The sequence below is a fragment of the Oceanobacter antarcticus genome (assembly GCF_044962685.1).
GTDB classification, from domain to species: domain Bacteria; phylum Pseudomonadota; class Gammaproteobacteria; order Pseudomonadales; family Oceanobacteraceae; genus Oceanobacter; species Oceanobacter antarcticus.
On record NZ_JBBKTX010000004.1, the window covers coordinates 143,979 to 160,049 of the forward strand.

Annotated in this window: 13 protein-coding genes; 8 read left to right on the forward strand and 5 right to left on the reverse strand. The window is 55.8% G+C overall.

All coding sequences use genetic code 11. From position 1 onward, the window contains the following. Position 1: 1 nt before the first annotated feature. The 6 genes from WG929_RS04655 (at position 2) to WG929_RS04680 (ending at position 6,662) form a co-directional block, all read left to right on the forward strand. Positions 2-2,821 (forward strand): class I adenylate cyclase domain-containing protein, encoded by a 2,820-nt coding sequence (locus tag WG929_RS04655; RefSeq protein WP_416205088.1) that lies wholly within the window; start codon positions 2-4, stop codon positions 2,819-2,821. Positions 2,822-2,984: 163 nt separating this feature from the next. Further along, positions 2,985-3,122 (forward strand): LPS translocon maturation chaperone LptM, encoded by a 138-nt coding sequence (gene lptM / locus WG929_RS04660; RefSeq protein WP_416205089.1) that lies wholly within the window; start codon positions 2,985-2,987, stop codon positions 3,120-3,122. Then, complete coding sequence (gene lysA / locus WG929_RS04665) at positions 3,123-4,379, forward strand: diaminopimelate decarboxylase (protein WP_416205090.1); 1,257 nt, start codon at positions 3,123-3,125, stop codon at positions 4,377-4,379. After that, positions 4,376-5,206 carry a diaminopimelate epimerase gene (gene dapF / locus WG929_RS04670; protein ID WP_416205091.1) on the forward strand — a complete coding sequence of 277 codons (831 nt, stop codon included), beginning with the start codon at positions 4,376-4,378 and terminating at the stop codon, positions 5,204-5,206. Before lysA ends, dapF begins: the two co-directional genes overlap by 4 nt. Before the next feature lie 50 nt (positions 5,207-5,256). Continuing rightward, positions 5,257-5,931, forward strand: a complete 675-nt coding sequence (locus WG929_RS04675) for a DUF484 family protein (RefSeq protein WP_416205092.1) — start codon at positions 5,257-5,259, stop codon at positions 5,929-5,931. 14 nt (positions 5,932-5,945) lie between these two features. Then, the gene (locus WG929_RS04680) at positions 5,946-6,662 is read left to right on the forward strand and encodes an HAD family hydrolase (RefSeq protein ID WP_416205093.1); all 717 of its coding nucleotides are present in this window, start codon (positions 5,946-5,948) and stop codon (positions 6,660-6,662) included. 31 nt (positions 6,663-6,693) lie between these two features. Here the strand turns inward: WG929_RS04680 and WG929_RS04685 are convergent, their stop codons facing one another. Continuing rightward, on the reverse strand, positions 6,694-6,972 hold the full coding sequence (locus WG929_RS04685) for a hypothetical protein (RefSeq protein ID WP_369856518.1): 279 nt from the start codon (positions 6,970-6,972) through the stop codon (positions 6,694-6,696). 104 nt (positions 6,973-7,076) lie between these two features. Further along, positions 7,077-9,170, reverse strand: a complete 2,094-nt coding sequence (locus WG929_RS04690; RefSeq protein WP_416205094.1) for a sigma-54-dependent Fis family transcriptional regulator — start codon at positions 9,168-9,170, stop codon at positions 7,077-7,079. Between the two features lie 421 nt (positions 9,171-9,591). On the opposite strand from WG929_RS04690, the gene WG929_RS04695 reads away from it, so the two are divergent. Next, on the forward strand, positions 9,592-11,391 hold the full coding sequence (locus WG929_RS04695) for an NAD(P)-binding domain-containing protein (RefSeq protein WP_416205152.1): 1,800 nt from the start codon (positions 9,592-9,594) through the stop codon (positions 11,389-11,391). A gap of 119 nt (positions 11,392-11,510) precedes the next feature. Here the strand turns inward: WG929_RS04695 and speA are convergent, their stop codons facing one another. After that, positions 11,511-13,409 carry a biosynthetic arginine decarboxylase gene (speA, locus tag WG929_RS04700; protein ID WP_416205095.1) on the reverse strand — a complete coding sequence of 633 codons (1,899 nt, stop codon included), beginning with the start codon at positions 13,407-13,409 and terminating at the stop codon, positions 11,511-11,513. Positions 13,410-13,665: 256 nt separating this feature from the next. On the opposite strand from speA, the gene speE reads away from it, so the two are divergent. Then, positions 13,666-14,535 carry a polyamine aminopropyltransferase gene (speE, locus tag WG929_RS04705; protein ID WP_416205096.1) on the forward strand — a complete coding sequence of 290 codons (870 nt, stop codon included), beginning with the start codon at positions 13,666-13,668 and terminating at the stop codon, positions 14,533-14,535. 132 nt (positions 14,536-14,667) lie between these two features. On the opposite strand, the gene WG929_RS04710 is transcribed toward speE, so the two are convergent. Next, positions 14,668-15,072, reverse strand: coding sequence for a c-type cytochrome (locus WG929_RS04710; RefSeq protein WP_416205097.1), 405 nt, complete (start codon positions 15,070-15,072; stop codon positions 14,668-14,670). Between the two features lie 183 nt (positions 15,073-15,255). Next, positions 15,256-15,978 carry a substrate-binding periplasmic protein gene (locus tag WG929_RS04715; protein ID WP_416205098.1) on the reverse strand — a complete coding sequence of 241 codons (723 nt, stop codon included), beginning with the start codon at positions 15,976-15,978 and terminating at the stop codon, positions 15,256-15,258. Positions 15,979-16,071 lie beyond the last annotated feature (93 nt).

Sequence of the window (16,071 nt, forward strand, 5' to 3'; positions counted from 1 at the left end):
TATGCCCTTACCCATCCCGCTCCCCGATCATTTTCAGCTACGCCAGTGGCAAGACAATTTTTTGCAGCTGAATCAGCAGCGGCTCTCCAATGCCCGCACGCAACTGCACGTGCGACAACAACGACTGCTGGATCTGCTACCGCTGCTGCTGCACGTCAATCACCCACAGTTGCCCGGTTTTGTCGATCATCAGACACCTTGCGGGATTGATCACTACCAGGTCACGGCCAACACTGAACAGGCGTTACGGCATTTGATTCGCTCCATCCCGCGCCTGAACCAGGCTCCCCCTGCCCATTACGCCATCGGCGGGCTTTACCTCATGGGCAGCATGGGTTCACTGGCCCAGAACCGCCACAGTGATCTCGATATCTGGGTCTGCCTGAATCAGCCGCTTGACCCGGCGCAGCAAGAAAAGCTGCAGAACCGATGCCAGCGCATCGAGAAGTGGGCCGCCAGCCACAACACCGAAGTGCATCTGTTTGTTATGGATCTGGAAGAATTCAGGCGGGGCCAACAACAGGCTGCCAGCGGCGAAGACTGTGGCACCAGCCAATATTTGTTATTACTGGACGAATTCTACCGCAGCTCCGTCTGGCTGGCAGGGCGCTACCCGCGCTGGTGGCTGATCCCGGAACAACGCGCTGACAATAATAACAGTGCAAACAGTGATCAATACTGGCAAGAGCTGATCAACCGCCACCAGATCAAGGCCGACCAGTGGCTGCACTTTGGCGATATCAGCACCATTCCGGTGGATGAGTTTTTGGGTGCCGCACTCTGGCAGTTACACAAAGGCATGAGCGGCCCCTACAAGGCGCTGCTGAAACTGCTGCTGTATCGCGAATACGCCAGCCAATACCCGAAGATTCAGCCGTTGTGCCAGGATCTGAAGCACAACATCCACAACAACCGCACCACCAGCCGCGACAGCGATGCCTACCTGCTGATGCTGGAGCGCGTCAGCCAGAGTCTGACCAACCAGCAACCTGCGCGACTGGAGCTGATCCGACGGGCGTTTTACGACAAGACCGGTCTCAAACTCAGTCGCCTAACACTGGCTGCACGCCAACAGGACTGGCGCGCCAAACTGATGCAGCAGCTGACAACCGAATGGCAATGGTCAGAAGCGGATCTGTTTGAACATGACAGCAAGGCGCAGTGGTCGCCGCAGCAAGTCTTCCGCGAGCGTAATGACCTGGTGGCCGAATTACTCGGCAGTTACCGCAGTCTCAGCCAATTCAGTCAACGCCATGCCAACACCTTGCACATCAGTCCGACCGATATTCAGACCCTTGGCAATCAGCTGATTGCCGCCTTTGACTCACGACCGGGTAAAATCATCCAGATCAACCCTGGCATCAGCCCATCGCTGGCACAAAGCCAGCTGACCCTGTTGCGCTATCCCGGCGTCTGGCAACTGGCACCGGGGTATTGGCAAAAACCCCCACCGGATCACCGCATTCTGCGCCAAAGTCCAAGCCTGATCGAATTACTCGCCTTTGCCATCAGCAACAGTCTGATCAACCGCGATACCCGCATCAGCTGCTACCCGGACGACGCCATTAGTCGCTACGAATTAACCCGTACTCTGGCCACCCTGGCCGGGCAGATGATACGTCACCGCTCGCTAACCGACTGGTCAAAAGGCCCTGCCATTCAATCATTAACCGTGTTTATTAACGTCACTACCGACCCACTGGAACGTTACAGCCAGGCTGGTTTACAAAAACTCAGTGACCAGAATGACGCGCTCAACTTCAGCAGCAGCCATCACAATCTGGTTTCAACCATTGATATCCTCGCCTGCAACAGCTGGAACGAATGGCAGGTCTACCGTTTCCAAGGAGAACAGGCATTGAATGAAGCGCTGTGTCTACTGATGCCACTGCTGGCCGACCGCCAACAGCGAGCCTCACTGGAAATACACAGCTTCAGCAAGCATCGCGCCGCCCGTGTTCGCCAGCGTACCTTGCAGTTACTCTCATCCGCCCTCGCCCACTACCGCCGCCGTCAGGGGCGCTTCCTGTATCAGCTGGGTGAACGCTGCTACAGCCTTGAGGCCTGTACACCGGCATCCAAAGACACCGCGCCGCGCTGGCAAGTGATTGCCCTGAATGACACGCCAACCCTGATGACTCACCTGGCGCAACCGGCGTCGCACTTTTGTCCAAGCGCCGTCGATCGCTGGGTGAGCCAACTGCCGCTGCCGCTCAACGAGCTGATGTTGCATTGCCAGCCACGCCGCTGGCAGCTGTTTTATCAGCGTCAGGGAGACCAGCTGGATTTCTATCTGGTCGACGAATGGGCCGCATTAGTGCATCAGCGCATACGCCGGACAGAACTGGCTCACTGGCTGCTACCCACTTTGCGCTTTCTGCGCCGGTTGCAACAACGCTGGCATAGCAACCATCCGCAGTTTGAGGGACTGACCCTGTACGAACTGAAAGCACCGACCGATAACAACCGCCCTGCCACCAACAGCAGTGCGGCGGCGGGCCACTGGCAGGTACTGCAGCGGGACATTCCCGTCCTGGCGGAAACACCCGCTGCCATTGAGCTGACGGCCCGGTTTGACATCGATAACCAGCCAACCTTGTACTGTAACTATGCCGAATTCAGCATCTGGCAACATGGCCAGCATCTCTATCGGGATATCAGCGCCGCCGTTATACAACGACGCAGTCAACAGCAGCACTACCCGTGCTATCTCAGTGACGTTGTCTTCGCCGACCCTGGCAATCAGTTGCTACTGACGCACTGGCAGCAGAAGCAGGTGCTGGAGGCCAAAATCAATCAGGCCATGCAAAGTAACCTCTGAATAACGCCACACGGGTTCTTACCGATCAAGACAGCCTGCACAGGCGGTGTATAATGCGTGCAAATTCAAGATACAGAACCCGCGCGCCAGTCCATCGCCCATCTGAGTCGTTTGACCAGAGCCAGACACTGGCAACGCCCGCAAGCAGATTATTCCATTGCCCATGACAAACCTGATTTGCCGTCTGCCATCGCTGCCACTACTGACCGCCCTGTTACTGGCGACACTGGTACTCAGCGGCTGTGGTCAAAAAGGCCCTCTGTATCTGCCCGACCAACCTGATACGGAAACGACCCGCTAAATGTCAGCCTTTACTTACCAGCAGGGCAGCCTGCACGCCGAACATGTCGACCTTGCCCAACTCGCAAACCAGCATGGCACGCCACTGTATGTGTACTCACGCGAGGCACTGGAACGCCAGTATCGTGCCTATGACGAAGCACTGGGAGAGTGGCCGCACCAGGTCTGCTTTGCGGTCAAAGCCAACTCCAATATCGCGGTCTTGAATGTCCTGGCACAGCTCGGTGCAGGGTTTGATATTGTCAGCCTGGGTGAACTGGAGCGGGCACTGGCTGCCGGTGGCGACCCCACTCGCATGGTGTTCTCCGGGGTTGGCAAACAGGCCATCGAAATGCGCCGCGCGCTCGAAGCCGGGGTTGGCTGTTTTAACCTCGAATCGGAAGACGAGCTGGAACGTCTCAATGACGTTGCCACCGCGATGGGTGTGATTGCCCACGTATCAGTACGGGTCAATCCAGACGTGGATGCCCAGACACACCCCTATATTTCTACCGGACTGAAAGACAACAAGTTTGGTATCGATATCGAACGCGCTCCGGCGGTTTACCAGCGTGCCGCCAGCCTGCCCGGTATTCAGGTGATCGGCGTCGACTGCCACATTGGCAGCCAGCTGACCTCGATTGATCCCTTTCTTGACGCCCTCGATCGCCTGCTGGCACTGATTGATGAACTCGCCACTCTGGGAATAACCATCAACCACCTCGACCTCGGTGGCGGTCTCGGCGTCTGCTACCGCGACGAACAGCCCGCCAGCCCAGCCAGCTATATCGCTGCGGTCAAGGAACGTCTGGCCGGTCGGTCACTGACACTGATTTTTGAACCGGGTCGCTCGATTTGTGCCAACGCGGGCGTATTCCTCACCAAAGTGGAATACCTCAAACTCAACCAGCACAAGAACTTTGCCATTATCGATGGCGCCATGAATGACCTGATTCGCCCGTCGTTGTATTCCGCCTGGCAAGAGATCCGGCCAGTGGCAGCATCCAGCGACGCGCCAGTCCGTTGTTACGACCTGGTTGGCCCGGTCTGTGAAACTGGCGATTTTCTCGGTAAAGACCGTGATCTGGCACTGCAACAGGGTGATTTACTGGCAGTGATGTCTGCCGGAGCCTACGGCTTTGTGATGGCTTCCAACTACAACAGCCGTGGCCGCCCGGCAGAAATCATGGTCGACGGTGACCAGGCTCACCTGATTCGCCGCCGCGAAACCATCGAACAACTGTTCGAGAGCGAAGCCCTGTTGCCGGTGCGCACATGAGAGTCAAGTTCAGCAAAATGCAGGGACTTGGTAACGACTTTGTCGTCATAGACCTTGTCACCCAGACTGGCCGCATCAGACCCGAACGGGTAAGAGAACTGTCGGATCGTCATTTTGGTATCGGCTTCGATCAAATGCTGATTGTCGAGCGCCCGACCCGGCCCGACGTCGACTTCCGCTATCGCATTTATAATGCCGATGGCAGTGAAGTGGAAAACTGCGGCAATGGTGCCCGCTGCTTCGCCCGTTTCGTCAACGAACAGATGCTCACCGGCAAGCGTGACATTCGGGTAGAAACCGCCAACGGCATTATCGAACTGCACCTGACCAGCGACGGTCAGGTGGTGGTTGATATGGGTCAGCCAATTCTGACACCGGCCGACATCCCCATGCTCGCGGAACAGTTTATGCCGGAATATCACCGCCATGTCCCCGGCATTGGTGACGTTCGTTTTGGTGCAGTTTCCATGGGCAATCCCCATGCCGTTATTCGGGTTAACGACGTCGACAGTGCCCCGGTACACGAATGGGGACCCATCATCGAATCGTGTGAATACTTTCCTAACCGGGTCAATGTCGGTTTTATGCAAGTCGTTAACAGCCACGCTATTCGTTTGCGGGTATTTGAACGGGGCAGCGGAGAAACCCTGGCCTGCGGCACCGGAGCCTGTGCTGCCGTCGTTTCCGGGCAGCTGCGCGGCTGGCTCGAACCCGGTGTGACTGTGTCCCTGCCGGGTGGTCAGCTGAACATTGACTGGGATGGCAAATCCAGTGTCCGAATGACCGGCCCCGCCGTGACTGTTTACGATGGACGGGTTAATCTCTAACTCGCCAGTTGTTGAAAAACGCTTTCTGACGGAACCAAGGTAAGGATCACATGAGCCAGCAACCCCGACTCACCGACGCCGATGTCGTGCAGTACCTGGAAGATCATCCCGAGTTTTTTGTTGGCAAGGACGACCTGTTGTCCCGTTTGCGGGTGCCTCACGCCACCAGTGGCGCGACCAGTCTGATTGAGCGTCAGGTTCAGGTACACCGGGATCGTAATATCGAGCTGCGTCAGCGGCTGTCCGACCTGCTCGAAAATGCGCGCCGGAACGACCAGTTGTTTGAAAAGACCCGCCGCCTGGTACTGGCCCTGATCGAAGCCAACAGCTGGCTGGCTATCCATACCGCCCTGGACGATTCACTGCGTAATGACTTTGGTGTGCACGCCTGGGCCATGTTGCACTTTACCGAGCGACAGCTGGAACGCCCGCTGGTAGCGGTTCGCAGCCAAGAGCAACAGCGTAATATCCACCGCCTGTTCAAGGGTCACCGGGCCATTTGTGGCCAGCTGTCCAAAGCCGATATGGCCGCATTGCTCAACCTCGACACCACCGATATGGAATCCATCGCAGCGGCACAGATTCGCGGCCAGGACAATCACGGCCTGCTGGTTTTGGCCAGTCAGGATGGCAGCTATTACCGCACCTCCATGGATACCCTGTTTCTGGATTACCTCTGTGACGTACTGGCATTACGCTTACAACAGACCCCGGTCAACCGTTAGATAAGGCAACTTTTTTGGCTCTGAAACTGATCACCCTCGATCTCGACGACACCCTCTGGCACACCGCACCGGTGATGCGCCGCGCCGAACAGGCCTGCTATGACTGGATCTGCGCTCACTGTGCCGGTTTCGCCGATCTTTACAGCCTGGAAGGGTTACGCCAATACAAGTCTGAACTGGCGGAATGCTACCCGTCGCTGCAACACCAGATGTCGCAACTCCGGTTCGAAACCTTACGCCGCGCCGCCATGCAGACCGGCTGCGACCGCAATAGCGCCCGTGCTCTTGCTGACAGCGCCTTTGCTGTCTTTGCCCATGAGCGCAGCACACTGGAATTATTTGCCGGGGCTGAAGTGATGCTGCAACAACTGGCGACACACTGGCCATTGATCGCCGTGACCAATGGCAATGCCGATCTGGAAAAAGTTGGCATCCGGCATTATTTTAGTGCTCACCTGAATGCTGAAACCATCGGTGCCGCCAAACCAGCCCCCGATCTCTTTCATGCCGCACTGGCCCATGCCGTTGTCGAACCGCATGAGTGCCTGCATATCGGCGACCATCCGCACCACGATATCGACGCCGCCCATGCCGCTGGCCTGCATACCCTGTGGGTCAATCTGAACGAAAGCCCCTGGCCTGATGCCTTTGCCAGCCCGACATTACAGGTCAGCGCCTTGTCCGACGTGGTCGAACAGGTTACTCAATGGCAGCGACAGCTGTCTCACTGAAGCGCCGTGCAGCACCGTGAGCAGCAATGGATCAGATAGGTCGGCTGCCATAATTGGATTGTGGCTTACGTGGTGGATCGGCCATCACGTTGTCGTCTACTTGCTGAATCCGGCCACCGCGAGACAGAAAGGCTTCAACATCACCTTCAAGCGAATCACGCAGCTCGTTGTGCGCCGTTGACGACACCTGCAGGCTGTCATCCTGATCGCTCGCTTTGGTAGCGCCACGTTTTTTTACTTGCGGCCGGGCATCACCGTCGGCGTCCTGGTCGGTCTCATCATCGTGTATTTCGAAGTCGTCATCAGACATGTCATGGTCCTATTCTTGATACAAGCCCATTACATATAGACCAGCATGGCAAACCCGGTGCGTCTCGATACAATTGTTTACAAAAAGTACGATTCCCGACCGGGTTAGCCAGGGGATACACAGGTCTGTCGGCGGATTCTGAATTTGCGAATACGGCGGTACAACGTGGGCCTGGAAACCCGCATCACACGGGCGACTTCACTGAGGTTCCAAGCGTGTTGATCCAATAACATAACGAGTGCCTGCCCTTCTTCGGTCAGCACAGCAGTATGAGTCAATTCAGGTTGGGGAAGATTGGCAGCGGTCTCACCCGCAGCCACGACACCAGTCTCACTACCACCAGTCTCACTACCACCGACCTCGCTACCTGGCAGCTTGTCACCCTGGCCAGTGCCACGAAGTTCCGGCAAATCTGCCAGAGTAATAACGTCGCCGCTGCTGTTGGCTTCTGCATAGGCCAGTACATTAACCAGCTCACGCACATTGCCGGGCCAGGAGTGGGCCAATAAAGCACTGATGACATCGGCGCGCAGGCGTAGCTCCGGTCGTTTCAGTTTTTGTTTCAGCTCGGCCAGCAAGGAGCGAATCAAAAATTCCCGATCCGCCCGTTGTCTCAATGGCGGCAAGGTCAGGGTGGCACCGTTAAGCCGGTAATACAAATCAGCCCGGAATTCGTTGCGCTCAATCATCGCCTGGATATTGTGATGGGTCGCTGCAATGACCCGACAATCGACAAATACCGGTTTATCAGCTCCCAGAGGCGTCACCTCACCTTCCGCCAACACTCTTAGCAAACGGGTTTGCAGCGGCAACGGCATGTCACCAATCTCGTCCAGAAACAAGGTGCCACCATCGGCTTGCTGAACCAGCCCTTTCGCCCCTCTGCTACGCCCACCGGTAAACGCACCGGCGCTATACCCAAACAATTCGCTCTCAATCAGGGATTCCGGTATGGCGGCGCAGTTAAGCGCGACAAAGGGCTTTTGGCGGCGATGACCGCTGGCGTGAATGGCAGTGGCGAGCATGTCTTTGCCCGTCCCGGTCTCGCCCAGTATCAGCAAGTTAACATCACGCTGGCGAAAGCGTTTGGCCTGTTCGATTGTCTTGCGCATGGCGGCATCATCACCGGCCAGTCGATCCAGCGGCGGCACACGCTCAAGCGGGCGGGCAGACTCTTTGCCAAGCCGACCGTGAGTCGATGGGTCATGCTGGCGCTTTGGTTCAATCAGCGTGCCAAACACCGTCTGATCATTCAGGGACAACCGGAACGCCTGCACGCCATCAGCACTGATCTGGTTGATGGCCAGAATATCGTCCCAGCGGCTGTCCAGTAATTCTGGCAAGGATGGCGCGGCCTGAACCGCAGCCGTTTCATCGCGAGCAGTGGGCACCCACACCGGATTGTCCGCCAAGAGCAAACGACCAGCAGTATTGGCAGCGACAATCGTACCGGTGTCATCCAGCGCCAACAGCACTCGGCCATTAAGGGCGACAAACTCACGCGAGTCGTCGCAACGGAACACCAGATGGCGACGATAGCGCCGGAGAAAATAGGCGTCTTCAATCATGCGGGCGTAAAGCTGGGTCAGATGCAAAGCAAACATCTGGCTATCCCGCGCAGCAGGTGAATTCAGCGCCGAAATATCCAGAACCGCAATCAACTCACCAGAGGGGCCAAAGATCGGAGCGGCGGTGCAGGTCAAGCTGATGTGGGCACCATCGAAGTGGTCACCCCGGTGACAGGTCAACGCAGTCTGCTCCTGAATGCAGGTTCCCACTGCACAGGTTCCGGCATAACTTTCGTCCCAGTCAGCGCCAAGATATAGCCCCGCCTGCCTTAACTTGTCGTCCAGATCCCGCTCACCATGAAACTGCACCGTCACACCCGCGTGATCCGTCAGCAGCAAAACATAGCCAAGTCCATTAATACTGGCGTAGAGCTGGTTCACACCGGCACGGGCGACAGCCAGTAATTCATCGGCAGCATCCTGATGCTCTTTCAGGGTTGAACGGGTAACGATACGCGCTGGCTGTTTGCGCCCCGGCTGCAAGCCATACTGCTGCAAACAGCGCCACCAGGAACGGCCGATCAGATCGGCAGCGGCAGGCAGTGGTGGCCGACGGGCAAATTCAGTGATCACTCGGGTGTGAGCACGAGCGCTGGCTGCCGCCGTTGAGTGAGTCAAATATTCCGGCACCTATCTCCATCCTTGCTGCCTGCTGGGCAGCCTATCTTGCTATTGGATGTGACCAGTCTAAAGAGACCAGGCCGCTGCTGTCACAGGCCCATTCGTTCCACCCTTGGCAAACGTTACAGCTGTAACGGCGATGATTCAGTTGTAGCGCCAGTGGCTTTACAGCTGTCGCGGAGCCTTATCTTCAAGGCATTCCTCTGCCATCCAAAATAATTCTGAAAACGTATAAATATCAATCGGTTAAAAATATTCCACGGCTCTGAAACCGGTCTGGCACAAGCACTGCAATAGCCAACCAGAGACGTTAGCGTCCACATAAAAACAACAAGATATTGATCAGGAGTCATCCATGACCCGGAATACCCAAACCACTACAACACCCTCAACAACACCCTCAACAACACCCTCAACAACACCCTCAACAATGCCTCCAACATCTCCACCTTCGGCCCAGGCACAACACTGGCTCGACCAACTCAATCAGGCATTACAACACCGTGACCCTGCTGCGGCTGCGACCTTGTTTGAACCACAAGGGTTCTGGCGCGATCTGGTCACCTTTACCTGGAATATCAAAACCCTTGAAGGACGGGAAGCAATTCAGGCCATGCTGACAGCAACACTGGCACAGGTGCAGCCATCCAATTGGAGGCTGGAGGAAGAGGCGACTGAAAACGATGGAGTAATCGAAGCCTGGATTTGCTTCGACACTGCGGTTGCCCACGGCCGGGGGCATCTGCGCTTGCGCCAGGGTCAAGCCTGGACCTTGCTGACCACCATGGTAGAGCTGAAAGACTTCCCGGAAAAACGCAACGCTCAACGTCCCCGAGGGGCCGAGCACGGCATTAACCGGCAGCGCCAGACCTGGCAAGAAAAACGCCAGCAAGAAGAAGCGCAACTGGGTTACGAGCAACAGCCCTATTGTCTGGTTATTGGTGGCGGCCAGGGCGGCATTGGTCTTGGTGCCCGGCTGCGGCAGCTGGAGGTGCCAACCCTGATCATCGACAAGCTGGAAAAGCCCGGTGACGCCTGGCGACGGCGCTATAAGTCCCTGTGTTTGCATGATCCGGTCTGGTACGACCATATGCCGTATTTGCCCTTCCCCGATCACTGGCCAGTCTTCGCCCCCAAAGACAAGGTGGGCGACTGGCTGGAAATGTACACCAAGGTGATGGAGTTAAATTACTGGGGTTCCACCGAATGTATCTCGGCCCACTACGACGAACAGGCAGCAGAATGGGTCGTGCAGGTTAACCGCGCTGACGAACCGCTGACCTTGCGCCCCAAACAGCTGGTACTGGCAACCGGGATGTCGGGGATTGCTAATATTCCTGACATTCGGGGCCAGCACAGTTTCGTCGGCGAACAACACCACTCCAGCCAGCATCCCGGCGGCGAAGCCTACGGCGGCAAGCACGTAGTGGTACTGGGAGCGAACAATTCCGCCCATGATATCTGCGCCGCCTTGTGGGAGCATGGTGCCGACGTCACCATGATCCAGCGTTCCTCCACCCATATCATCAAATCCGATACGTTAATGGAAAAGGTGTTGGGCGGCTTGTATTCGGAAGCAGCCGTGCAGAACGGCATGACCACATACAAGGCCGATCTGACCTTTGCGTCCATCCCCTTCAAGGTAATGCCAGAGTTTCATATTCCGATCTATAAAGAGGTCGCGAAACAGGATGCCGATTTTTACCAAAGCCTGGAAAAAGCCGGCTTTATGCTCGATTTTGGCGACGATGGCTCTGGCCTGTTTATGAAGTACCTGCGCCGGGCTTCCGGCTACTACATTGATGTCGGTGCCTCAGAGCTGATTGCCAGTGGCGACATCAAGTTAAAGAGCCACACCACCATCGAACAGATCCGGCCACACTCGGTGGTGTTGACCGATGGTACCGAGCTGCCCGCTGACCTGATTGTCTACGCCACCGGCTATGGTTCGATGAATGGCTGGGCCGCCCGGATCATCTCCCAGGAAGTGGCCGACAAGGTCGGCAAATGTTGGGGCATGGGATCGGCGACCAGCAAGGATCCGGGGCCGTGGGAAGGGGAATTACGCAATATGTGGAAACCCACCCACCAGCCGGCACTGTGGTTCCACGGTGGCAACTTGCACCAGTCGCGCCATTATTCCCAATATCTGGCGCTACAGATCAAAGCCCGCATGGAAGGTATTGCAACGCCCGTCTATGGCATGGAAGACGTCAATCACTTGTCTTGACTGACGCCTCTGTCCTGACAACCAGTCAGCCATCGCCAGACGGTTAACCGGTTCTGCTCCGTTTCGCACAGAAACCCGTATTGGCGGGGGCTTGCGAAGCGGAGTACTCAGGCCAACGCTTACAACTGCAAGTAGGTATAGGCCTGCATCGATTCCGACAGTTCACGCTGGAACATGGCCTTGTCGCTGTCATCCAGAGAACTCTGTTCCACCTGACTGATCAAGCGATGACGAATATCGTCGGCGTTAAAATTCACATAACCCAGCACCTTGGCAATATGATCGCCCCATACCGGATTGTGCAACGCTGGCTTGCCGTCTTCGTCCAGCACCACATCAACCGAGTCGGTATCACCAAACAGATTATGCAAGTCGCCAAGAATCTCCTGATAGGCACCAACCATAAAAAACGCCAACATATCACCCCGATTGACCGATGGCAGCGGCAGGCTGGTGCCCAGGCCGTCGTTTTCAACATAGTTATCGATACGGCCATCCGAGTCGCAGGTGATATCCTGCAATACGCCACGATAGGCCATCGGTTGATCAAGGCCACACACCGGCAGAATTGGAAAAATTTGTTCAATACCCCAGATATCCGGCAACGACTGGAATAACGAAAAATTCACAAACACCTTGTCAGCCAGCTTCTCCTGCAACTCGTCCAGTAACGGTCGATGGGCACGATTCCCCGGATTGAGTTTTTCTACCAGTAACTGGCAAGTACGGGCATACAGCATCTCGACACTGGCGCGTTGCACGAGGGACAACAACCCAAGACTGAACGAGGCATGCGCCTCTGCGACCCAGTGCTGGACATCATGATACAGCTCCACCAGTCCGCTGCTGCGAGACTCCAGTAATAACTCATAGGCCCGATACAAGCCCTTGAGACAAACCGGATCGTCTTCCTTCATCGGCTCCAGCTCACCGTCTAACGGTCGCTCGTGATCAATGATTTCAGTGAGTAATACGGCATGGTGCGCGGTCATGGCACGCCCGGATTCGGTGATGATATGCGGTTCCTCGGCACCGATTTCGGCGCAAATATCCTTCATCGCCTCCACCACCTTGCGGGCGTATTCCTGCATGCTGTAGTTCATCGAACAGTAGCTGCGCGAGCGGGTGCCTTCATAATCGACCCCCAGACCGCCGCCGACGTCCAGCCATTGAACCGGCACTTCCAACTTCACCAGCTCGGCGAAAATACGACTGCATTCCCGCAAGCCGGTGTGTATATCGTGAATATTGGCCAACTGCGAACCGAGATGAAAATGCAGTAACTGCAAGGTGTCCAGCTGACCTTGCTGACGCAACAGCTCGACCACCTGCAGAATTTGCAGCGCTGACAAGCCAAACTTGGACTTCTCGCCACCGGTATTCTGCCAGTTGCCCTTGCCGATGGTGGACAATCGCGCTCGCACCCCCAAACGCGGTTTGACACCAACCCGCTCAGCCTCGCGTAAAATCATCGGCAGCTCGGACAGTTTTTCAATCACCAGAAAAACATGATGGCCCATCTTCTCCGCCATCAGCGCCAGCCGCACAAAGTGGGCATCCTTGTAGCCATTACAGATAATGGTGGCCTTGATGTCCCGAGTCTGGGCCAGTACCGCAATCAGTTCCGGCTTGCTGCCCGCTTCCAGTCCGATCCGCTCAATACCCGCCAACCGCTGCCCGGCGACAATCTGGGCGACCACCGGTTGCTGCTGATTCACCTTGATCGGATAGACCGGTGTAAATCCACCCTGGTAATCAAACTCCTGCCGTGCCTGCTCAAAAGCACTGACCAGACTGCCAACACGGTGATGCAGAATCCCCGGGAAACGCAGCAATACCGGTAATCGCAGTCCTTCCTGACGTACCAGGTCTGCCAATTCTTTGAGATCAACCCCCGCCGTTGGAGAGGCATCCGGGTGGACACTCAGGTTGCCCTGATCATTGATACGGGTGTACCCCTCACTCCAGTAAGGCAGGTTATAGACGTCTTCTGCATGGGCAGGCTTGGCGGTAGTCATGGGTGGTCCTGGGTACTGATTCGCTTGGCGCGAATCCATGGTTAAGGTATCTTGCAGCGCACATGGTCGCAGCGGCACAAGGAACGACGTCCGCTACCGGAAAATCCGGGACGACCGGCGTTCAGTCATTCGGGAGGCACCCGCCTCTGCTCACAGACCGGCGCACATATCCCTGTCGGGGCTACCGTGGGCGGAGCATCCGCTACACCGGCAAGCCGCCGATTTTAAAGAACATCGATTCATTTGAGTATCCAATATGACACACTCACTGGCAGACGGCTGGTTTACCGAAGTATTTGATCAACAAGGCTCTGCCTTCTCTCTGAAAGTGAAAGGCAAGATCGACAGCGCTCAAAGCGAATTCCAGAGCATTGACATCTACGACACGGAAACCTTCGGCAAGCTGATGGTGATTGATGGCTGCACCATGGTTTCCACCCGTGAGAACTTTGTTTATCACGAAATGATGTCGCACGTGGCCTTGTTCGCCCACCCGGCACCTAAAAAAGTCGCCATTATTGGTGGCGGCGATTGTGGCACCCTGCGCGAAGTACTGAAACACACCGGTGTTGAACAGGTCTGGCAGATTGATATCGACGAGCTGGTCACCCGCATGTCGGAGAAGCATTTCCCGGAGTTGTGTGAATCCAACGACGACCCCCGCGCCAACATCCTGTTTGCCGACGGCATTCAGTGGATCAAGGACTGCGAACCGGAATCCCTCGACGTGATTATTATCGACAGCACCGACCCGGTCGGCCCGGCAGAAGGGCTGTTTGCTGTCGATTTTTACCAAGACTGCTTCAAGGCGCTGGCTCCGTTGGGCATTGTGGTACAACAATCAGAATCACCGCTGTACCACAGCAATTCCATCATCAAGAAAATCCATGTTGATATGGCCGCAGCCGGAGCCAGCAGCAGCCATACCGTACCGTTCCCGCAAGTGATCTACCCGTCTGGCTGGTGGAGTTGTACCCTCGCCAGCAAAGGGGGCGATACCACCAGCTTCCGCATTGAAGACTCGGCCGCTAAATCCTTCCGCACCGAGTACTACAACGCCGAGATGCATGCAGCCGGTCTGGCGATACCCGAGTTCATGCGCCGTGCCTTGGGTATGGCTGACTGACCAACACGTGCTTCTTATTCGCGCTTATTTTTATTAGCTCTTGTATTTATTGACGCTTGTTGGCAGACACCAGACACAAAAAAGCCGCAAAGGATTGCGGCTTTTTTGTGTCTGTCTTGCGGTTATGCCGGTTTATTCTCGACCCGACATAAACTTGATCGCTGCCAGCAGTTCGTCATCCGAGCAGTTCATACAGTTGCCTTTCGGCGGCATGCTGTTCAAGCCCTGCACCGCATTGTGCAGCGTTGCGTCGAACCCCTTTTCCAGACGGGCATCCCAGGCCGCAGTGTCACCCTTCTTTGGTGCACCCAGAATCCCGGCATCATGACAGGCGAAACAAGCACCACCGTAGACGTCTCCTCCAGAGCGAGGACCGGCTGCAACCACCACCGCACCACCGCACTCCGCGCCAACACAAACGTCACCCACAGGGGCGATACGTTCGCGAATTTTATCTTCATTGGTAGCTGTCGCAGCGAATGCTTGCGAAACCAGCAAGGTAGCAGCAACCAGAATCAGTGCTTTCAGATGTTTCACAACGGGCCCCTTTTTAAGCTAATACGGCTTATCAAAATTAGAATCGCACGAATTATAGCGAGTTTTACAAGGTCATTGGAATCAAACAGCATGACTGAACGCAAGGGACAATGGTATTAGGCCCTGCAGCCATCGCCTGAAGCCGGGCTTACCGTCCCCGAATACCGCTCCGACAGCCCGGATTTACTGTAAATACTGGTCGAGAATCGCCTGATAACGGCCACTCTGGCGCAGCTGTTGCAAGCCCGCATTAAAATCATCCCGCAAGGCCGGATTCCTGAATCCGATCCGGTAGCTGACCGGCGGGAACAGTTCAAAAACGCTCACCGGACGCTCAGTGCTTTCCCGACCAGCTTGCGCCCGATAGTAATTAAAAATATACCGATCCATCACCACCAGCTCGATGCGCTCCGAAAACAGCATATCGACCTGACTGTGCTGACGGGTGGTTTCGCTGTAATGGATATTGTTACTGGCCATATGGCCAAACTCTGGCCCCAATAACCGAGCAGCGTTCTGAAATGCCAACACCCGATAATTCACCATGTCATCCAGTGTATGAATCGCAAACCCCTCAAATGCCAGCGCCAGCACCACATTGTGGTAGGTAATGTATTCATCTGAAAAAAAGATGCCTTCCTCTTCTCCTTCCGACGGCAACGTCAGGGCAGCATCCACACGGGCTTGCAGCAACAAGCCGTTCACTCGGCCATAGGGGACATACTCGGGCATAATGTCATGCCCTTGCAGCGCCAGGGCTTCCCGGACAATATCCAGCTCGGCACCGGTATTATTCTCCTCAATCACGTACGGGGCCAATGATGAGCCAACCGCCACATGCAGGCTCTCAGCTGCCGAGGTGAACGGCAGTAGCAGTAACAACATTGTCACCAGGGGGTATCGCATGAGTAGCTCCATTCTAAAATGTACGGTTGTTCAGTATAGGTAACTAAAATAATTGATAAAACTCCCATCTATGTACATACATCCGTGTGCGCT